This window comes from Novosphingobium mangrovi (genome assembly GCF_022818885.1).
In the GTDB taxonomy this organism is placed as follows: Bacteria; Pseudomonadota; Alphaproteobacteria; order Sphingomonadales; family Sphingomonadaceae; genus Novosphingobium; species Novosphingobium mangrovi.
This window is the reverse complement of sequence record NZ_JALHAT010000034.1, coordinates 1-17,696: the sequence shown is the minus strand read 5'-3', so window position 1 is coordinate 17,696 and position 17,696 is coordinate 1. Positions and strand designations below refer to the sequence as shown.

Sequence of the window (17,696 nt, the reverse complement as noted above, 5' to 3'; positions counted from 1 at the left end):
GCCCACGCGTGCTGCGCTCAGCCGAGCCGGGGGTCGATCAGGTACTTCTCTCCGGTCGCCTTGCGTTCGTAACGTCGCAACACGTCCGCCTGCAGCGCCTCGGCAAGGCCAATGACCTGGGTATACCGGCTCGCAAAGGTCGTCGTGAGTTCGGCCGCGACACGCTGGCGCATGCACGTCACGGTCTCCTTCCCGGCTTTCTGCAGGAACGGGAAGAGCAGCCAACCGCCGGCAGACCACTGAAATCCGAAGCCCGCGCGGTTCAGCGTGATCGGCGCCGGATCGAGACCGCCATAGATGTAGAGCTGCTTGAAGGTATCCGAGCCGTAGCGGCTGTAGCTGGGCGCATTCTCCGAGGCGGCGCGTTCCATCGCGTGAAGGATCTCACTGCCCAGGGTGCCGCCGCCGATCGCATCGAATGCGATTGTCGCCCCGGTTTCGTGGATGGCCGCGGTAAGCTGCGCGGTGAAGTCCGCGTCCCGGCTGTTGACGACGTGGCGCGCGCCGATGTCCCGCAGGATCTGCGCCTGCTCCGCAGAGCGGACCACGTTGACGAGCGCAATGCCGTCGGCGAGGCAGATCTTCTGCAGCATCTGGCCCAGGTTGGACGCCGCGGCGGTGTGGACGATGGCACTGTGGCCCTCCATGCGCGCCGTCTCGACGAACCCGAGAGCCGTCAGCGGGTTCACGAACATCGCGGCACCTTCGGCGGCAGTCGTCCCCTCCGGCAGCACCGCGACATCGCGTGCCGCGATACGGCGATAGTCGGCGTACATGCCTCCGCCGATCATGCCGACGGTCTTGCCCTCCAGGGCCTTGGCATTGCGCCCGGCCGCGATCACGGTTCCGGCCCCCTCGTTCCCGATGGACAGCGACTGTCCGAGCCGGCCGCGTACGCTGGCCAGACGCTCTTGCGGCACCTGAAACCGCAGGGTCTCGTCATCCACGCTTTCCAGCGACGCCACATCGGCGGGGCCGAGGAGGAGACCAAGATCGCTGGGATTGATGGGCGCGGCTTCGACGCGCACGATGACTTCGTCATCGCCGGGTTCACCGGGCGTGACGCTCTGCAACGAAAGCGTCAGCGTTCCCTCTTCGTCAATATGTGTGCGCATCTCGCGGCCTGTCAGCGTCATGTCCGTACTTCCCTTGAAAGCTCTTCAAGGTCTCTGAACGAACCTGGACGGCTAGCGTTGCGCGATGGCTGCCTTCGCCAGGCAAATTCGGGGGTAGAGGCGCCATACATCGCAACCATGGTGACGTGGCCCATTGAGCCGAGAAGCACGAATGGTTTGCTCCGGTAATTGAGCATTGAGGTCCCTTGAAGGGACTAGTCGGCCAAGTTTGCGGTAATCTTCCGTAGCAGGACATTGAGGTCCGCGATCTCGGTTTCGGTGACCTCTTCGAATGCCCGTCGGTAAATCCGGTTTGCCACCGCCCAGGCCTTCTCTCCAGCCTCGTGCCCCTGGCTCGTCAGGCGTACCTCGGTCACGCGACCATCGGTCGGGCTCTGCTCTGCAATGACCAAATTCTCTGCCTGCATACGCTGAATGATCTTGGTCATCGTGGGGAGTTTGACGATAGCGTGATCGGCGATTTCGCTCACGCTGAGAGCCTCTCGACCGCGCAGCGACATGAGCACGCGCCAGCGTGGAATGTCCAGGCCAATACCTTTCAGGCCAAGTTCGATACGCCGCAGATAGCTCCCGGTGAACTGCGTCATCCAATAGAAGGGCCATTGCTCCATACGAAAGCTGGTCACGTCAGCTCCGTTCTGGACTGCCTCGTCTGCATTCACCTGGTGATGTCTCCCGTTTGCACCCGAACCTGAAGGGTCGGAGATATATGCGCTTCATACGCTCTTTGGCGGAATACACAATTGCTTGAGAAATTAGTTGACATTTCACGCAAAAATTACACCAATTGCGTGGTGATGAACGCGAAGCCAACGCCTTTCGGGATCGACCACGCGCCAAGGAGAGCGCAGCACGGCGCTGCGTGCGTACCAGGGAAGGCTTCTTCGCGGCACAATTCGTGGCACACCCCGGTGGCTATGAGACCCTGCGCGCCAAGGCGCACGGTCGTTCTCAACACTGACCCGGCTTAAGGATTACGCGATGGATATGGTCACAGCCAAAGACACCGGCGCGCCGCCTGCGGGCGTGGGACGTCTGCCTGCAGAGCAGGTGATACCCGACAGCTTTCTGGCATCCCTCAAAGCACGACGCCGTGAGTTCGATGAGCTCGGCCATTTGCCCGCGGACGTCGTTGAAACGCTGCGCGAACTGGGCATCTACCGCGCGCTTGTTGCGCGGGCCTATGGCGGAGACGAGTGTTCGCCCGAGCAGTTCCTGCGTGCGATCGAGCGCCTGTCCATCGGGGATGGATCGGTCGGATGGGTGGCCAGCTTCGGGGTCTCGTGCATGTATCTTTCCTCGCTTGGAAAGGAGACCCTGGACCGGCTCTACGCCGACAGTCCCGACGTGATCTTCGCAGGAGCTCTTTTCCCGCCGCAGCCTGCCGAGCGCGTGGACGGCGGTATCAAGGTGCGCGGACGCTGGCAGTTTGGCAGCGGCTCGACCGGCGCGGACCTGATCGGGGTCGGGGTCAAGGTGACCGGCGCGGACGATGGCGGCTTGCCGCGCATGGCGGTGATGCCGGCCTCGGCCGCACGCATCGAGCCGAACTGGGATGTAATCGGGCTGCGCGGTACCGGCAGCCACGACATCGTGGTCGAGGACGTGGTCGTGCCGGAGGATTGGACCTTCGTGCGAGGTGGCGCGCCAACGCTCGATTCGCCGCTCTATCGCTACCCCTCGATGGCCTTTGCCGCGCAAGTGCTTGCGGTCGTGGGGCTGGGTGTGGCCCGGGCCGCGCTCGATACCGTCACCGAGATGGCCGGGACGCGCGGCTCCATCACCGGCGCGCCCACTCTGGCCGATCGCGCCTACGTGCAGAGCGACCTTGCCAAGGGCGAAGCCGCGCTGCGTTCGGCCCGTGCGTTCTTCTACGAGGTGACGCAGGACGCTTGGACCACCATTTGCGCAGGCGACCCGGTCTCCACCCAGCAGGCCAACCTTCTGCGCCTCGCCTGTTCGCATGCCGCGAAAACGGGCGCGGAGGTGACCCGTCTCGCCATCCAGATGACCGGAACCACCGGTATCTACAATGACCACCCATTGTCGGGATACGTCCAGGATGCCCTGGTCGTCTCCCAGCACGCATTTCTCTCCGAAGGCACCTGGCAAAAGGCCGGGGGCGTTTTCCTGGGTCGCGATGTCGGCCCCGGCTTTCCCTGATTTCAGACAAGGATACCTTTCATGACAGACCAAGCCCCCAAGCCCGTGCGCGTCCTCTTCTGCGCCGCGGTTCTGCAGAACTTCTTCGACCTTCCCGCCGCCGAAATCGGCAAGGTCTGGGCCGGCGTCTCCGAGATGCTGACCGGCATCCGCGATCTGCCCGGCGTCAAGGTGCTCGGCACGCTCGACGATGACGAGACGATGGTCGGTACCTCCCCCAATGGTTGGCCCTGGACCTTCTACATTCTGGCCGAAGCGCCCGACCGCGACACCGTGAAGGCCGCCTGCAATTTCTTCCGCACTGTCGAAGTGGGGGAATACCGCCTGTGGAAGTACATCCGGGTCGAAGCGCGCATTGGTCGGGAACTGGTCATCCCCGAATGATCGGGACGGAGTAGCGCGCGTCTCCGGTCGGGCCCTGGGCCTGGCCCGGGACGCGCTGCGCTGTGCCGTCACGGCTCCTTCGCGCCTGTGCGGCACATGGGCGTTCACACGTGCGTCGAGGGGCCGGGCGCGAACTCGGCGATTTCCAACACACTATCAGGTGCTTGCTTTGAACACGACTGTCTCTTCCTCCCGTTCGCGCACGGTCCTCGTGACCGGCGCCTCACAGGGCCTGGGCGCTGCGATTGCCGGGGCCTTCCACCGCGCGGGCTACAACGTGGGTCTCTCCGACATTGACGAGGAGGGGGCCTGCGCTGCGGCGCGTGCGCTTGATCCCACAGGAGAGAGCGCCATCGGCCTGGCCCTCGACGTGCGCGAGCAAACCGCCTTCGAGGCGGCCCGCGATGCGCTTGTCGCGCGCTGGGGCGGTGTCGATGCGCTGGTCAACAACGCGGTCGTCACCATCGTGCGCCCGGTGTTGGAGATCGCGCCCGACGAGTTCGACCAGGTTGTCTCGGTGAACCTTCGCGGCACCTTCGTGGGCTGTCAGGTCTTCGGACGCTATTTCAAGGAGCGCGGGGTCGGCCGCATCGTCAATATCGCTTCGCTGGCGGGGCAGAACGGGGGCACGGCGACGGGCGCGCACTATGCCGCCTCCAAGGGCGGTATCATCACGCTGACCAAGGTCTTTGCGCGGGATCTGGCGCCCTTTGGTATCACCGTGAACGCGATTGCGCCGGGCCCCCTGGACCTTCCGTCCGTGCGCGCGCTGGTGCCAGCCGACAAGCTTGCCGGGATCGTTGAAGGCATTCCCGTACGCCATCTCGGCTCGCCCGATTTCGTGGCCGAGACCGCCGTCCATCTGGCCTCTGCAGAGGCCGCGTTTGCCAATGGTGCCGTCTGGGACATCAACGGCGGCCTGTTGATGAGGTAATTCCATGATTGAGATGCAGGACTTTCGCACCGCCATGTCGCGCCTCGGGGCTGCGGTGAACATCATTACGACCGATGGTCCCGAGGGCCGTTTCGGGATGACCGCATCGGCGGTGTGCAGCGTGAGCGACGAGCCCGCCTCGCTGCTGGTGTGCATCAACCGTTCGGCGCGGATGCACCGGTACCTAAAGGCCAATGGCCGCTTTGCCGTCAACGTGCTTGCCGCGGCGCAGGAAGGGCACTCGCGCAGATTTTCGGACAGTGCCCTGACCATGGATCAACGCTTCGAAGGGTGCGGTCCGTGGATCGACATGGGCGGCCTGCCGGGACTGGGCGAGGCCCTGGCGGTGCTGGGCTGCTCGGTCGAGAGCGTCGCCGAGGTGGGTACGCACAGCGTCTTTTTCGGCACTGTGGAGCATCTCGCGCTGGGTTCGGAAGCGGACGGTCTGGCCTATTTCGCCCGGCGCTACCATGCGCTGCCGGTCGCGGGAGCCGCCGCCTGATGTAGCCTCGTCCTGTGGCTGGTGGAGGGGCGCCGGGAGCAGGAGGATTGCGAAAAGGGCCTCGGATCGCACGGATCCGAGGCCCTTTTCATGGATGCGCAGATCGCCTTCAAGGAAGAGCGGATCGGTCCGGGCCGGCCTTGGACCGGCCCAGCTCGGCCTCGCGTCAGTGACGGTGCCGGGTCGTATGGTACATCATGTAGTACGCGCCGCCCGCGATCAGACCGGCAACGACGACAACGGGGAGGACGGCCGCCCCCAGTGCATCCGCGCCGTAAGTCGGCTTCAGAAGGTCACTGAGGAAGCCGGTGGCCATCGTGCCCATGGAGAACCCTAGGGCCATGGCCACGAACATGATCCCGCTCGCCTTGCTGTGGTTCTCCGGCTCGGTCACGTCCTGAACGTAGGCGAGAAGGGAGCCGTAGGCGAGCAGGGAGACAAGGCTGACCAGGGCGAGTGAGACGCGGGCCACGGTGATGTCGTGGACGGTGAAGGTGGCGAGATAGCCCAAAGTCATGACCACGACCATCAGCACGCCCGCCAGCTGCGGCATGCCCACGGACATACGACGCAGGCGCGAGGCGAGCCAGGCGCCGAGGACGAGTCCGACAAAGCTGAAAAGCGTGAAATAGGTACCCAGCAACAGCGAGATATCGCTCTGGCTCATTTCGAGAGAGCGCGAAAGGTACAAAGGAAGCCACTGAGAGGGGGCCATCGACAGCATGGTGCTGAAGGCGGCAACAAGCACGGCCCAGAGGAAGGGCCCGTTGCGGGCGAGGTCGCGGAAACGGCCCGAGCGACGCGGAAGATCGCTGAGGAGAGGCGCGCTCTTGCGGTTGTCGCGCAGGAAGACCAGCACGCACAGCCCGATCACCACGCCGACCGCACCCGCCGCGTAGAAGCCCATGCGCCAGCCATACCAGACGCTGACCGCGCCCACGCCGCCGTAGGCAAAGAGCATGCCCACCACCAGCGCGCTGACGTAGACGAAATTGGCAATCTGGCGTGAAGGACCCTCGAAGTGGTCGGCGATCAGCGAAAGCGAGGGCGGCGCCGAACCTGCTTCCCCCGCGCCCACACCCACGCGCACCAGCATGAGTGTCCAGAAGCCCTCAACCAGTCCGCATGCCGCGGTCGTGAGCGAGAACAGGATCGTGGTGAAGGCGAGCAGGCGGATACGGTCTACTCGGTCGGCAAGGATGGCAAAAACGATCGACATCACGCTGTAGACGATTGGAAACAGGCTTCCCGTGATCTGCCCGATCTGGCTGTCGGAGAAACCCAGTTCGCGGTTCATCTCGGGCATGAGCAGGGGCAGCACCATGCGGTCGGTGTAGTTGAGCATGTAGACCGCCGAGAGCAGTCCGAGCAGGAGCAGCCGGTAGGGCAGGTCGGAGCGGCGCGTGCGCGCCGGTTCGGGAACAGGTGCGTGCATGGTGAGGGGCCTTCATGCCGGAGTGCGAAGCGGCCGCGGTGCGAAAATGGACGCACCGCGGCCGGAAAATTGGCAGGTGCTGCCGGGTTCAGCTCGCCTTGAGCGAGGCGCGCAGGGTCGTGCCTTCATAGGCGGTCCGGAACAGCCCGCGCTCCTGGAGGATGGGAACGACCATGCGGTTGAATTCCTCGATCGAGCCGGGCATCGCGGCGGGCGAGATGATGAAGCCGTCGCAACCCTTCTTCTCGAACATCTCGCACATGGCATCGGCGACCTGCTCGGGCGTTCCAGCCAGCTGCGGGCAGGATTCGCTGATCGAAAAGCTGCGGCACAGCTCGATCAGGGTCAGTCCCTTGGACTTGCTGGCATTCCGCATGACCTCGAACGAACCGACTGTACCGTTCTCAATGTCCAGATCCTCGAGCGGCTTGTCCATTGGGAACTGATTGAGATCGACACCTAGGTGCCTTGAAGCATGGGCAATAGCCATGTCGTCATCGACCAGGTTGTTGACATAGCGCTGCTTTTCAAGAGCGATCGCTTTGGTCTCGCCCACGATGGGATCGACCGCAGCCAGGATCGCGCAATCGGCCGGGTCACGTCCCTCCTTGGTTATGCGCCCCTTCACGTCGGCGTAGAAGGCCTGCATCTCGGGCAGGTCGTTCTGCAGGGTGAAGATCATCTCAGCCCAGCGCGCGGCAAAATTGCGCCCGCGCTCCGAGGCGCCCGCCTGCATCAGTACAGGGCGTCCCTGTGCGCTTGGCGGCACGGGCAGCGGCCCCTTCGTGCGCACGTACTTGCCGGTGTAGTCGAAGTCGGTCAGCTTGTCGGTATCGACGTAAATGCCGCTTTCCTTGTCGGCGAGGAGAGCGCCTTCGCCAAAGCTGTCCCACAGCTTGCAGCAGGCCTCGACCACCTCGTCGGCCATGTCGTAGCGCTCATTGCGCGGCAGCAGGTCGTCCATGCCGAAGCACTCGGCTTCCTTCTTGCCGGTCGAGGTGACGATGTTCCAAGCAATACGCCCGCCGGTCAGCACGTTCATCGTCTGCAGCGAGCGGGCAATCGCGTAAGGGGGAATGAGGCTGGTCGAGATGGTGATGCCGATCCCCAGGTGCTTGGTGGCGCCTGCCATGACCATCGCAAGCGGTGAGGGGTCCAGGTAGGCGGCCTGTCCGCCCCGGGCGGTCCGCTCCGAAGTGTCTATGATCGGCGAATCGCCGAAGAACACCCCATCGTAACAGGCGCTTTCGTACTCGCGCGCCAGGTCCGCCCACCAATTGGGGTCGGTGATGCGGTTCTGCGAGGCGGGATGGCGCCAGGCGCCGCTGTGGTGGATTGTCGGGCTGGTGGCGAGAATGCCGACAAGGTGCATCTTGCGGGTCATGTAAACTCCATGGGTGCGAGCGCTGTGCAAGAATGGCGCAGCCTTGCGCGATTAGGCGAGGCTGCGCGCAGGGTGTCCGCGTGGCGGCCGCAGGAAACGCATATCCTGCGGCCGCGCGCGATCAGTAGTGGAAGCCGAGCGAGACGCCGAAGGTGCGCGGCTGCGCCGAGCTGTAGAGCGTCCGGCCTACGTCGAACCCGCTGGTGAAGGCACGCGAGATCGCGGTGTCGTCGAACAGGTTGGTGACGAACAGCGCGGCCGACCAGCTGTCATCCTCGCTCTTCAGGCCGAGCCGCGCGTTGACCAGTTCGTAGCTGGGGATCTGGCGGGCGAACACCGAATCCGGGACGAACTCGGAATAGGACGAGCCCACGTGACGTCCATCGATCCGGGCCGAGGCTGCGAGGGCGTCGCCGATGGCCCACTCATAGGAGGCTGAAAGTCCCGCGGTGAATTTGGCAACGAAGGGGATGCGGTCTCCGTCGCGACCCTGGGCCACGACACTGCCATTGGCCTGGTCCTCGGTCAGCTTGGGATCGAGCACGGTGACGTTGCCCGAAAGGGTGAGCCCGGGAACGGGGCGCAGGCTGGCCTCGCCTTCAAATCCGCGGATGCGGGCGGCACCTGCGTTGGTAATGAAGTTGTAGGTGCCGCTCGGGGTTACCCCGGTGACCTGCATGTCGTTCCAGTCGATCTGGAAGACATCGACGCTGAAGTCCAGCGCGCCGCCAAGCGTGGTGGCTTTCAGGCCCAGTTCGTAGTTGGTGAGCTTGTCCGAGCTGTAGGGGGCCAGCTCGTCGGGGAGCCCGATGACCTGGTTGACGCCGCCGGGTCGGAAGCCTTCGGAAATCTCGCCGTAGACCAAGACGTCGTCGGTGATCTTGTAGGCCAGGTTGCCCTTGAACACCGTGCCGTTCTCATTCGAGGAGAAGTCGGCCTGCTCGGTCGGCGCCACGAACAGCGCGATGCTGCCGATCGCGATGCGCCCGCCCACGTCCTTCTCATAGCGAAAGACGCGCCCGCCTACGGTCGCGGTCAGACGGTCGGTGACATCGTAGGAGACCTCGCCGAAGGCCGCGTACTGACGCAGGCCATCCTGCACATAGCGCGCGTAGAATAGGTCGGCACCTTCGCGCGGCTCACCCGTCGCGGCCTCGCGGCGGATGCCCAGGGCATCGACATCGGACTTGCGGTCCGAGAAGAACACGCCCGCGGTCCAGTTGAGCGGGCCAGTCCCGGTGGAGCCAAGACGCAGCTCGGCCGTCCAGGTCTTCATACGCTGCACGGATTCACTGGTCGACGGGATCAGGTCGTCCATGATCGCGTAGTACCCGTCGAGCACGTCCGGGCTGCAGGGCGAGGCGTCGGGATTGTAGCGGATCGCACAGCCCATCTCGGTGCGTTCAGACATCATGAAGGGGGTTGCGTCCTGCGCCATGCGCTGGCGCTGGCGGGCATAGGAGACCGCGCCCGTCAGCGAAACGTCGCCGAAATCATAGACGCCTGTAGCGTTGTAGATCTCGCTCTTGTCCGTGAAGGGCGTGCGCGCATAGAAGTCCGCCTGGTACTTGCCCGGGCCGGTCCACCAGGGCATATCGGTCTCGAGGCGGTTGATGTAGGCGGCAAGGTCCAGCGTGAAATCCTCGGTCGGCTTGGCACGCAGCATGATGCGTCCACCGTAGGAGCGGGTCTCGTTGATGTTGTCGATGCCCAGGTTATAGGCGTCGATCCAGCCTCCGGACCGGGAATAGAAGCCCACCGCGCGGACCGCGATCTTGTCGGGCACCAGGACGGTATTGACCATCCCGTTGGCTTCCCAGTTGAGGCCGCCAGCGTACCGGGTCGAGGACAGGCTGCCCTGTCCGGCGGCCTCGGTCTCGAATTTTGGCTTCTGGTAGATCACGCGCAGAGTGCCGCCCATCGACCCCGAACCGTAGAGCGTCCCTTGCGGGCCGCGCAGGACCTCGACGCGCTCGACGTCAAACATGCGCAGTTCGGGCGTGGTTGCGCCGGCGTCGCTCTGCATGCCGGCCGGGCCTGTTACGGGGGTTTCGTCATAGTAGACGCCCACGGTCGGCTCGCCCGCAGCCTGGATGCCGCGCAGCACAACACGGCTCTGGCCCGGGCCTGCGTTCACGAAGTTGAGGCCCGGTACGGTCGCGGCCATGTCCGCGATGGTCTGGATGCGCGCCTCGGCCAGGTCGTCACCGCCGATCGCCGAAATCGCGATCGGGGTTTCCTGGAGCGTGGTGTCACGCTTGAGCGCAGTTACGATAATCGTATGCGAACTGTCCGCAGCGGCACTCTCTTGCGCGAGAACTTCTGGGCTCCATCCGACGACTGCCGTAGAGGCAAGGAGAAGCGCGAGTGACGGCGTTACCCTCTTGAAAGAATATGTCATTTTCCCCCCGTTTTGTTTGTGGTGGCGACGATGGTACGTCGAATAGGATCATTTTCAACTGAAAATTACAATACTTTGTGCTGCGAATGCGAACAGTTGAATTGTATACAGAAGGCGCAGAAATAGGGTGCGTGGAGAACGCACTCGCCAATAGCGTGTTAGGCTGTATTCAGCCGGTTCGAGGTCAATTGGCTCGAACGTATGTTGGTGCCCCGATGGCGCGAACCGTTCCGGCTCGCATGCGGCACATCACCGGGATTTCGCCCCTCTCCGGACGAACGTGAAGGCACGAGCTGGCACGTGAAGCCTGTACCAGCGAAGGGCGCGCGCTCGGGTCGGTCTCTGGCAGGGCTGCCTGTATGACCAGCGCGCGCGGGAACATGTCAGGCCGGTACGGCGGCCAGCGCCTCGTTCCGCACCATCCCCTTGTCGAGTTTCATCTGGCGTACAGCGGAGTTGAACAGGAGCTCGCCAAAGGCATTGGACGAGCTGGTGATCTTGTGGGCATCGGCCGCGCAGCGCTGGCGCACGGCATCGGGCAGGCTCTGGTTCGGACCGGCCATGCTGCCTGCGGCCAGCTGCACTTCCGCGGCACGCTGGACGATCCACAGCAGCGCGAAGGTTGAAGGAATGTCGCGCCCGCACACCGCCACGCCATGGTTGCGCAAGATCAGCACGTCCTTGTCACCAATGCTCGCGAGCATGCGTTCGCGTTCATCGGCGTAAAGAGTGATTCCCTCGAAATCGTGATAGGCGACGCGGCCGGACAGCTGTGCGCCGTAGAAATTGTCATGGTCGATCCCGGCCGCCTTCATCGCGACCGCGGAGAGCGCGATGCTGTGGGTGTGCGCCACGCAGCGCACGTCCGGGCGGTTGGCGTGGATGACGCCGTGAAGCGCAAAGCCGGCCGGGTTGGCGCGATATTCCGATTCGCCGACGAGTTCGCCCTCGACACTCACCGTGATCAGATTGTCGGGTGTGATCTCGTCATAGAGCAGGCCGAAGGGGTTGACGAGATAGCGTTCCTCCGCGCCGGGCAGGCGTGCGGAGATATGGTTGAAGACCAGCTCGTCCCAGCCCAGATGCCGGACCAGGTGGTAGAAGTCGGCCAGTTGGCTTCGAAGTTCGCGTTCACTTTGCGCCGAGGGCGTCATGCGGCATTCCTCCTGATCTCGAGAAAGGTGCAGATGTCGGTAATGGTGCGGGCCGTTGGCATGGCGACGTCTTGCGTATCGGCAAGGTCGAGCACGGAACGGGCGATCGCGCCCAGTTCGAGTGGAGATCCGCGGGCGAAGTCCTGCGCCATTGACGTGCGGAACGCGCCTGCCTGATGACCGATAGCCAGCATTCCTTCGAGGTCGGTGCGCGGCTCGACACCCAGCGTGCGTGCGAGTTGGACGGTCTCTTCCAGCACGGCCGCTACGGTGGGCGCAAGCGCGGGGTCGTTGAACTGTTCGGCCAGGGTCGCCTGGGCGACGACGGATAGGGGATTGGTGGCGAGGTTGAGCGCGACCTTGCTCCAGAGGTCCCGCCGGATCTCGCGGACGAAGCGGACGCCGATGGCGGTGTCCGCAAAGATCTGGCGCAGCGGGGCCAAAAGGCTGTCGTCGTCCTCCGCAGAGCCCCGCCCGATGCTCCCCATCACGATGCGCTCGGGCCCGCGTGCCACGACCGCGCCATCTTCGTCGAGAGAGGCGGTCAGGAACAGAACCGCGCCAATGAGGCGGCTCGGGTCGAAGGCGCGGGCCAGCGCACCATCGGGATCGACAGTGGCGACCGCGCGGGTCTCGTCGGGTTGGAAGTACCACCAGGGGATCCCGTTGATGAGCGGGATCACCCGTGTCTCGGGCATGAGGAGGCGAGCGATGTCGGGAAGGGCCGGTGCGATGGCGTGGGCCTTCAGAGCCAGGAAGACGATGTCGTGCGGGCCGGCTTCGTGCGCGCTTGTGGCGCTCACGGGCAGGGTCTGGACGGGCTGCGCGGCGTCGCGCAGGTACAGCCCTTGCGTTTGCAGCGCCCGTAGCCGGGCGCCGCGTGCAACGAGGGTGGGGGTGTGACCCGCCTGTATCAGGCGGGCCGCCACAAGCGAGCCCACGGCGCCAGCGCCGAGAATGGCAATACGCAAGGGCTGTTCATTGGGAATGGTCATGACATCATGGGTTCCGGTGGAGGGGCGCATTCGCGGGCCAATGCGGCTGCGAGACGCGCGACATCGGCCATGGCGAGGCCGGCCAGGTTGATGCGCCCGTCGGGCGCCATGTAGATGGCGTGTTCCTCGCGCAATGCACTGATCGCGCTCGGCGCAAGGGCCAGTCGGGAGAACATGCCGCGCTGCCGGGCGATCGCCTCCAGTGCGAGCCCGTGGGTGGAGCACGCTTCGGCAAGAGCGTTGCGGATGGTCGCTAGGCGCGTGCGCATGGCCTCCAGTTCGGCCTTCCAGTCCTGGGTTAGCTGCGCATCGCCCAGGATGCACGCCACCACCGCCGCGCCGTGATCGGGCGGCATCGAGTAGTTGGCGCGTACGAGATCGGCCGCGTTGCTGGCCGCGGCCTGGCGCGCGGCAGCGTTCTCGGCCTGGATGAACAGCGCGCCGACGCGTTCGCGGTAGAGACCGAAGTTCTTGTTGCACGAATAGGCAACAAGCGCATCGGGCACGGTATCGAGCACCCGCCCGGCCGCTTCGCCATCTTCCGAGATGCCACGGCCAAGCCCCTGATAGGCAAGATCGATAAGGGGAAGCAGCCCCTTTTCTTCCAGCAGCGCGGCAATCGCGGCCCACTGCGCGCTGTCGGGATCGATGCCGGTCGGGTTGTGGCAGCAGCCTTGCAGGAGGACGGCATCGCCGGGCCGCGCGGCGGCGAGAGCGGCCTGCAGGGCATCCAGATCGAAACGCTGGGCCGCGATGTCGATGGCCCCGTACGTGAGGATCTCAAGGCCTGCGGCTTCAAAAACGGGAATGTGGTTTGACCAGGTCGGCAGGCCAATCCAGATGCGGCCCGTATTGGCGTTGCGGGCAAGCAGGTCCGCCGCCACGCGCAAGGCGCCGGTGCCCCCGGGGGTCTGCAGGCCGCTGAGGCGCTGCGCGCGCGCTTCGCCAAAGGCCATGCGCGCGACGGCCGCCGTGAAGGCGGTGTTGCCGACGGGCCCCAGGTAGGTCTTGGTCGGCTGCGTTGCGACCAAATGGGACTCGGCCTGCTTGACGGCGTGCAGAACCGGGGTCTGGCCTTCCTCATTGCGAAAGACACCTACGGAAAGGTCGATCTTGGTGCTGCGCGGGTCGTCGCGAAACATGCCGATCAACGAGAGGATCGGGTCGTCGGGGCAGGGCTGCATGAGAAAAGTCGACATGGGTTTGGTCCGATATTTCGCTAGAGGAAAGATTATGAAAAAAATCGTGCGTTGTACGTGCATTGTTGCGTCATTTTGCGTCCTGCATACACTCAACGCGCCGGATCGGCTGAAAACTTGCGCGACGCGTGCGTCGCCAGTGCCGGGTTCGGGCACTTCCCAAGGAGAATGTCATGGCCGTGTCATTAGACAAGTTTGATCGGACGATTTTGTCTGTAATTCAGGAAGATGGGAGCCTCGGGCCGGCTGAGCTGAGCCATCGGGTCAACCTGTCCCCCTCGCAATGTTCGCGCCGCCTCCAGAAATTGCGCGAGGAAGGCTACATCGCGCACACAGTGGCCCTACTCGCCCCCGAAAAGCTCAATCTGGGCATTTCCGCGTTCGTGAATGTGCGCCTGCGCGTGCAGAGCCGTGAGGCCGACAAGGCCTTTCGTGAGCGGATCATGTCCCTGCCCGAGGTAGTCTCGTGCGACTATACGACCGGAGACATGGACTTCATTCTGCGTATCTGGACGCGCGATCTGGAACACTATTCCGAGTTCATCTCGGACAAGCTCCTGGTCGATGACCTCACTCAGAGCGTTACGACGTATGTTGTCATGAAGCAGATGAAGAGCACGACCCAGCTCCCCCTCGAATATCTCTGACAGATATGCTGTTAGGCTCAGGACCCATTGATTAGCATGCCGTGATGTGATTCAGGCTCTGCGAGGAGACTGAGGATGAGCGACCTGTATTGGCTGACGGACGAGCAGATGGCGCGTCTTTCGCCGTATTTTCCTAAGAGCCACGGAAAGCCGCGTGTCGATGATCGGCGCGTTCTGAGCGGCATCATCTTCGTCAATCGGAACGGCTTGCGTTGGCGTGATGCCCCCAGGGAGTACGGGCCTCACAAGACCTTGTACAATCGCTGGAAGCGGTGGGGCGAGATGGGCGTGTTCAGCCGGATGATGGAAGGCCTGTCCGCCCAGAGGGCCGAACCCCAGACCGTCATGATCAATGCGACCTATCTCAAGGCGCACCGCACGGCTTCCAGCCTTGGGGTAAAAAAGGGGATCTCGGACGCCTGATCGGACGGACCAAAGGCGGCATGAATACCAAGCTCCACGCCGTCACCGATGCCAACGGACGGCCTTTGAGCTTCTTCATTACGGCGGGCCAGATCAGCGATTACACCGGCGCAGCGGCTTTGCTCGATGACTTGCCAAAGGCACAGTGGATGCTGGCCGACCGGGGCTACGATGCCGAATGGTTCCGGGACGCGCTTGAGCAAAAGGGTATCAAACCTTGCATTCCTGGCCGGAAATCCCGCTCGATGCCCGTCAAATACGACAAGCGCCGATACAAGCGCCGCAATCGCATCGAGATCATGTTCGGGCGACTGAAGGATTGGCGCCGCGTGGCAACCCGCTACGACCGCTGCCCGACCGTATTCTTCTCAGCCCTCGCTCTCGCAGCCACCGTCCTCTTCTGGCTTTGATCAACGAGTCCTGAGCCTAACAATACACTTCACGCGTTGGCCTCCTTGCCCCTGCAAGTGCAACTTGGGTGATACCGGCGAGCGCGTGATCGCGGTCTGACTTTCAGCGTGCGTTCGCAACGACATCGATGGGCGGCGACGGATCGCGATTCTGGAACAGGCGGGTCACGACATCGCGAAGCCAACGCAGTCCCGGATCATCGTGCGCACGGCGATGCCAGAACTGCTTGAGCTCGATACGCGGCAAGATCAAAGGTGGCTCGATCAGCCGCAGGGGCGCCATTGTGGCGAAGATGGCGCCAACGGCCTCGGGCACCGTGCTTATCAGGTCCGATTGGGCGACGAGCAACGGCACGCTCATGAAATGCGGCGATTGCAAATAGACGTCCCGCGATAGGCCAAGCGCACGCAGACGCTCCTCGAACAGTTCCTGACTGCGGCCATGCTGTGCAACCACGATATGCCCCATGCGCAGGAACTGCTCGAGCGTCCAGTCCGCATGGGCCTGCTCGTTATTGGCCGCCGCGATGCAGATGAAAGGGTGTTCAAACAGTTTCCGGGTGAGGAAGTTGCTCCCTTTGAGGTCCGGGAAGTACCCCAGCGCCAGGTCAATCTCGCCCCGCGCCATCGCGTGCTCCAGGTCACCGGGTGAGAGCGATCGCGAATCCAGGGACACCCCCGGCGCAATGCGCCGCAGGTCTTCCATCAGCGAGGGCAGGAAGACGAGTTCGCCGATATCCGACATGGAAATCACGAAGCGCCTTTTGGCCTGCAGGGGATCGAAACCGCGCTCGCTCAACACCTCGTGCCGAACCGCGTCCAGGATCCGGCGCAGAGGCGCGCGCAACTCCTGCGCCAGAACCGTCGGCTTCATCCGGTTGCCGTCGCGGATGAGCAGCGCATCGTCCAACTGCGCCCGCAGCTTGGAAAGCGCAAAGCTGACGTTTGGCTGGCTGACCCCCAGACGTCGCGCGGCGGCGCTGACTCCGCGCTCCTCAAGAAGAGCGTCCAGAACGACGAGAAGGTTGAGGTCAAAGCGGCGCAGATCCATGGCAAGATCATACCATATCTGGATAACCTGTATAACGATAATAGGTACAGCCAATCACAGCCCGATGGCTTACGAAGAGGAGAAGATAGAAAAGGAGAAATCCGAATGGGAGATGCCTTCCTCAAGGCCCAGTGGTATGTCGCTGGCTGGGGCACCGACCTCGCCCCGGGCGAGACCCTTGCACGCACTTATTTGAATGAGCCGGTCGTGCTCTGGCGTTCCGAAACAGGCGCAGTCCATGCCCTGCAAGACCGCTGCATCCATCGCGCCATGCAACTTTCAGCGGGTGATGTGGATGGCGAGATCCTGCGCTGCCCCTATCACGGCCTTGAATTCAACGGTGAAGGGCGTTGCACTCGTATCCCGGCGCAGGATCGCGTGCCCGACACCGCGCGCGTGCGCCACTACCCTCTGGTCGAGCGACAGGCCCTCTTGTGGATCTGGATGGGCGAGCCCGAGGACGCCGACGAGGGCCTCATCCCGGACTACCCGATCCATGAGGATCCGGCCTTTGGCTGGCGCAGCGCGCACTACCCCGTCAAGGGCAACTGGCAGCTTCTGGTCGACAACCTGATGGACCTCTCGCACCTGCCATACATCCACGCCAAGACCATTGGTGGCAATCCGGACCTGCATTTTCGCGCCAAGACCAATTCGCAGAAGCTGGACAACGCGGTGCGCGTAACCCGCGAGATGCCAGGCTCGCAGCCACCTCCTACGTACGTGGATGCAGCGGGGTTCACCGGCCTAGTCGACCGCTGGCAGGAAATCGTGTTCGAACCGGTCATCATCCGGATTCACACGGGCGCCTGCGAAGAAGGCACCGGGGCCTACACTAACGGTGAATACGGCGTGCATGGCGCCAATCGCTTTTCGATGTGCGGTTTTCACGGCATCACACCGGAAACGGAGACGACCACGCACTATTTCTGGTCGATGGCCACCAATCGGACCGAAGACGGCATGGTCGAGGAAGTCTTCGCACAGACCGCGCGCACCTTCCAGGAAGATCAGGACGTACTCGAATCGCAGCAAGTCCGCATGGAGCAATTCGGTAACGCACCGCTCATCGACATCGCCAGCGACGTGGGCGGACGCCACACACGCCAGTTCATCACCCGGTTGCTGAAGGAACAGGAAATGTACCGAAAGGTCTCCCCGCAGCGCGACACCGAACCAGCCTGAACACGGCAGCAAACGCTTCAAGATCAAATGCTTGCCGCTCCGGTGCCTTACCCGCAAGTCGGGGGAGACGCCCGGGCGGCGCAATTCCTTCCGTCTGATCTGAGCGGTGCCTATCCCGATTTGCCATTCCACATCCGGCCGACGAACGGCCAGGAGATAAAATGCCCCCCTCAGATGTCGTCATCGTGGGCGCCGGACACGGCGGCGCCCAATGTGTGCTGGCCCTGCGCCAGAGCGGTTTTGAAGGCTCGATCACGGTGATCGGGCGCGAGCCGGAGTACCCCTACGAGCGT

At 63.6% G+C, this 17,696-nt stretch carries 17 protein-coding genes and 1 pseudogene; 9 read left to right on the top strand and 9 right to left on the bottom strand.

Annotated elements, in window-relative coordinates:
- Positions 1-17: 17 nt before the first annotated feature.
- Both MTR65_RS15710 and MTR65_RS15705 read right to left on the bottom strand, forming a co-directional pair.
- A complete protein-coding gene (locus MTR65_RS15710; RefSeq protein ID WP_243801838.1) occupies positions 18-1,136 on the bottom strand; it encodes a zinc-binding dehydrogenase in 1,119 nt (372 codons plus the stop codon).
- 194 nt (positions 1,137-1,330) lie between these two features.
- Positions 1,331-1,762 (bottom strand): MarR family winged helix-turn-helix transcriptional regulator, encoded by a 432-nt coding sequence (locus tag MTR65_RS15705; RefSeq protein WP_243801836.1) that lies wholly within the window; start codon positions 1,760-1,762, stop codon positions 1,331-1,333.
- A 355-nt stretch (positions 1,763-2,117) separates the two neighbouring features.
- On the opposite strand from MTR65_RS15705, the gene MTR65_RS15700 reads away from it, so the two are divergent.
- The 4 genes from MTR65_RS15700 to MTR65_RS15685 all read left to right on the top strand — a co-directional run bounded on the left by MTR65_RS15700 (position 2,118) and on the right by MTR65_RS15685 (position 5,119).
- A complete protein-coding gene (locus tag MTR65_RS15700; protein ID WP_243801834.1) occupies positions 2,118-3,299 on the top strand; it encodes an acyl-CoA dehydrogenase family protein in 1,182 nt (393 codons plus the stop codon).
- Between the two features lie 21 nt (positions 3,300-3,320).
- Positions 3,321-3,683, top strand: a complete 363-nt coding sequence (locus MTR65_RS15695) for a hypothetical protein (protein WP_243801832.1) — start codon at positions 3,321-3,323, stop codon at positions 3,681-3,683.
- A 169-nt stretch (positions 3,684-3,852) separates the two neighbouring features.
- Entirely contained in the window at positions 3,853-4,617 is a 765-nt protein-coding gene (locus MTR65_RS15690) for an SDR family NAD(P)-dependent oxidoreductase (protein ID WP_243801830.1), read from the top strand.
- Positions 4,618-4,621: 4 nt separating this feature from the next.
- Positions 4,622-5,119, top strand: a complete 498-nt coding sequence (locus tag MTR65_RS15685) for a flavin reductase family protein (protein ID WP_243801828.1) — start codon at positions 4,622-4,624, stop codon at positions 5,117-5,119.
- A gap of 166 nt (positions 5,120-5,285) precedes the next feature.
- Here MTR65_RS15685 and MTR65_RS15680 read toward each other — a convergent pair whose 3' ends face one another.
- From MTR65_RS15680 to MTR65_RS15655, 6 genes are all read right to left on the bottom strand, one after another.
- On the bottom strand, positions 5,286-6,554 hold the full coding sequence (locus MTR65_RS15680) for an MFS transporter (RefSeq protein ID WP_243801826.1): 1,269 nt from the start codon (positions 6,552-6,554) through the stop codon (positions 5,286-5,288).
- A gap of 88 nt (positions 6,555-6,642) precedes the next feature.
- Positions 6,643-7,938, bottom strand: coding sequence for an LLM class flavin-dependent oxidoreductase (locus MTR65_RS15675; protein WP_243801824.1), 1,296 nt, complete (start codon positions 7,936-7,938; stop codon positions 6,643-6,645).
- 121 nt (positions 7,939-8,059) lie between these two features.
- Complete coding sequence (locus MTR65_RS15670; RefSeq protein ID WP_243801822.1) at positions 8,060-10,339, bottom strand: TonB-dependent receptor; 2,280 nt, start codon at positions 10,337-10,339, stop codon at positions 8,060-8,062.
- A 383-nt stretch (positions 10,340-10,722) separates the two neighbouring features.
- A complete protein-coding gene (locus MTR65_RS15665) occupies positions 10,723-11,493 on the bottom strand; it encodes a class II aldolase/adducin family protein (protein ID WP_243801819.1) in 771 nt (256 codons plus the stop codon).
- Positions 11,490-12,488, bottom strand: coding sequence for a ketopantoate reductase family protein (locus MTR65_RS15660; protein ID WP_243801817.1), 999 nt, complete (start codon positions 12,486-12,488; stop codon positions 11,490-11,492). The genes MTR65_RS15665 and MTR65_RS15660 overlap by 4 nt, the downstream gene beginning before the upstream one ends.
- The gene (locus tag MTR65_RS15655; RefSeq protein ID WP_243801815.1) at positions 12,485-13,687 is read right to left on the bottom strand and encodes an aromatic amino acid transaminase; all 1,203 of its coding nucleotides are present in this window, start codon (positions 13,685-13,687) and stop codon (positions 12,485-12,487) included. Before MTR65_RS15655 ends, MTR65_RS15660 begins: the two co-directional genes overlap by 4 nt.
- Positions 13,688-13,860: 173 nt before the next feature.
- Here MTR65_RS15655 and MTR65_RS20310 point away from each other — a divergent pair.
- The 3 genes and pseudogenes from MTR65_RS20310 to MTR65_RS15645 form a co-directional block, all read left to right on the top strand.
- Positions 13,861-14,004: pseudogene (locus tag MTR65_RS20310) on the top strand (Lrp/AsnC family transcriptional regulator); the annotation flags it as partial.
- Between the two features lie 18 nt (positions 14,005-14,022).
- Positions 14,023-14,334: an Lrp/AsnC family transcriptional regulator gene (locus tag MTR65_RS15650; RefSeq protein WP_243801812.1), complete on the top strand. Its 312-nt coding sequence runs from the start codon at positions 14,023-14,025 to the stop codon at positions 14,332-14,334.
- A gap of 75 nt (positions 14,335-14,409) precedes the next feature.
- A protein-coding gene (locus MTR65_RS15645) for an IS5 family transposase (RefSeq protein WP_243801810.1) occupies positions 14,410-15,167 on the top strand; the annotation gives its coding sequence in 2 pieces (ribosomal slippage) (positions 14,410-14,743 and positions 14,743-15,167; 759 coding nt in all).
- Positions 15,168-15,270: 103 nt separating this feature from the next.
- Here the strand turns inward: MTR65_RS15645 and MTR65_RS15640 are convergent.
- A complete protein-coding gene (locus tag MTR65_RS15640; RefSeq protein WP_243801807.1) occupies positions 15,271-16,218 on the bottom strand; it encodes a LysR family transcriptional regulator in 948 nt (315 codons plus the stop codon).
- A 105-nt stretch (positions 16,219-16,323) separates the two neighbouring features.
- Between MTR65_RS15640 and MTR65_RS15635 the strand changes: the two genes are divergently transcribed.
- Both MTR65_RS15635 and MTR65_RS15630 read left to right on the top strand, forming a co-directional pair.
- Positions 16,324-17,403, top strand: coding sequence for an aromatic ring-hydroxylating oxygenase subunit alpha (locus tag MTR65_RS15635; RefSeq protein WP_243801805.1), 1,080 nt, complete (start codon positions 16,324-16,326; stop codon positions 17,401-17,403).
- Between the two features lie 161 nt (positions 17,404-17,564).
- On the top strand, positions 17,565-17,696 hold a 132-nt coding region (locus MTR65_RS15630; protein WP_243801916.1), incomplete at its 3' end, for an FAD-dependent oxidoreductase.

Bases quoted from the DNA above. Each gene is read 5' to 3' on its own strand.
- MTR65_RS15710 (WP_243801838.1), bottom strand. From the start codon at position 1,136: ATGACGCTGACAGGCCGCGAGATGCGCACACATATTGACGAAGAGGGA.
- MTR65_RS15700 (WP_243801834.1), top strand. From the start codon at position 2,118: ATGGATATGGTCACAGCCAAAGACACCGGCGCGCCGCCTGCGGGCGTG.
- MTR65_RS15695 (WP_243801832.1), top strand. From the start codon at position 3,321: ATGACAGACCAAGCCCCCAAGCCCGTGCGCGTCCTCTTCTGCGCCGCG.
- MTR65_RS15685 (WP_243801828.1), top strand. From the start codon at position 4,622: ATGATTGAGATGCAGGACTTTCGCACCGCCATGTCGCGCCTCGGGGCT.
- MTR65_RS15680 (WP_243801826.1), bottom strand. From the start codon at position 6,554: ATGCACGCACCTGTTCCCGAACCGGCGCGCACGCGCCGCTCCGACCTG.
- MTR65_RS15675 (WP_243801824.1), bottom strand. From the start codon at position 7,938: ATGACCCGCAAGATGCACCTTGTCGGCATTCTCGCCACCAGCCCGACA.
- MTR65_RS15670 (WP_243801822.1), bottom strand. From the start codon at position 10,339: ATGACATATTCTTTCAAGAGGGTAACGCCGTCACTCGCGCTTCTCCTT.
- MTR65_RS15665 (WP_243801819.1), bottom strand. From the start codon at position 11,493: ATGACGCCCTCGGCGCAAAGTGAACGCGAACTTCGAAGCCAACTGGCC.
- MTR65_RS15660 (WP_243801817.1), bottom strand. From the start codon at position 12,488: ATGACCATTCCCAATGAACAGCCCTTGCGTATTGCCATTCTCGGCGCT.
- MTR65_RS15655 (WP_243801815.1), bottom strand. From the start codon at position 13,687: ATGTCGACTTTTCTCATGCAGCCCTGCCCCGACGACCCGATCCTCTCG.
- MTR65_RS15640 (WP_243801807.1), bottom strand. From the start codon at position 16,218: ATGGATCTGCGCCGCTTTGACCTCAACCTTCTCGTCGTTCTGGACGCT.
- MTR65_RS15635 (WP_243801805.1), top strand. From the start codon at position 16,324: ATGGGAGATGCCTTCCTCAAGGCCCAGTGGTATGTCGCTGGCTGGGGC.